1 pseudogene is annotated in these 1,163 nt (G+C 63.5%); it reads left to right on the top strand.

What is annotated here, in order from left to right:
* Positions 1–1,163: pseudogene (gene mukB / locus G113_RS20120) on the top strand (chromosome partition protein MukB); the annotation flags it as partial.

Here is a 1,163-nt window from a genome sequence, read left to right on the forward strand (position 1 = left end):
GGGCCATCAAGGTCGCCAAGTTCAATACGGTGACCGACTATCACAATTTCATGTTCGAGTTCGGCATCACGCCGAAAAACTGCGTGATCAAAAGATCGCGCAAGTTCTATCGGTTGATCGAAGCCTCCCTCTACGGCGGTATCTCCTCTTCCATCAGCCGATCCTTGCGGGAATACCTGCTGCCGGAGAACTCCGGGGTGCGCAAGGCGTTTCAGGACATGGAGGCGGCCATCTATGAGAACCGCCGCACCCTGGAAGCGATCAAAGAGACTCAAGGTCAGCGGGATCTGTTCAAGAACCTGATCACCGAGACCACCCACTATGTGGCGGCGGATTATGTGCGCAACGCCGCCGAGAAGAACCGCCTCTCCGAACTGGCCCTCAAGGCGCGCCAGGAGCTGGCCGGCAAGCGTCGGCTCTTGGCCGAGGAGAAGCAGCGCGCCATCTATCTGGCCGACGAGGCGGAGCAGCTTGCCAACCGCGAGAAATTGCTGACCGACGAGCTGGAGTCCGCCGCCGAGCACCTGGCCAAGGTGATGGCGGCGGTCAACTTGCAAAAGAAGATCGCCATGTATCGCGCCGATCTGGCGGAGCTGGTCGACAAGCTCGAGCAGCAGCAGGCGGTCGCGGAAGAGATCCACGGCCAACTGCTGGAAGTGGAAGAGCGCAAGGAGCTCGCCCAGGCAGAGGTGGACAGTCTCAAGACCCAGCTTGCCGACTATCAGCAGGCGCTCGATATCCAGCAGACCCGCGCCATCCAGTACCGTCAGGCGGTGCAGGCGCTGGAGAACGCCCGCGAGCAGTGCGAATTACCCGATTTGAGCGCCGAACAGGCGAGTGAGCGCCTGCATCAGTTCCGCGCCGCCGAGCAGAGCTTGACTCGCCGGGTGCTGGGGGCCGAGCAGCAGCTGGCGCTGGCCAAGGCAGCGGTGGCCGAGCATCAGGCCGCGCTGGCGCTGCTGCTCAGCATCGCCCCCGAGACCGCCCGCGAGGCCGCCTGGCCCACGGCGCAAGCCCTGCTCAAGCGCCATATCGAAGAGAAGGCCCGCAGCGCTCAGGGACAGGGGCTGCGCGCCGCGCTGACCCGTCTTGAAAAAGAGAGCGACAGCCAGCAGGCGCTGTTCAAGCTGCGCGATGAACTGGCCCAGATTTGCGGCCAGCAG

It is taken from the genome of Aeromonas molluscorum 848, from assembly GCF_000388115.1.
Lineage (GTDB): Bacteria > Pseudomonadota > Gammaproteobacteria > Enterobacterales > Aeromonadaceae > Aeromonas > Aeromonas molluscorum.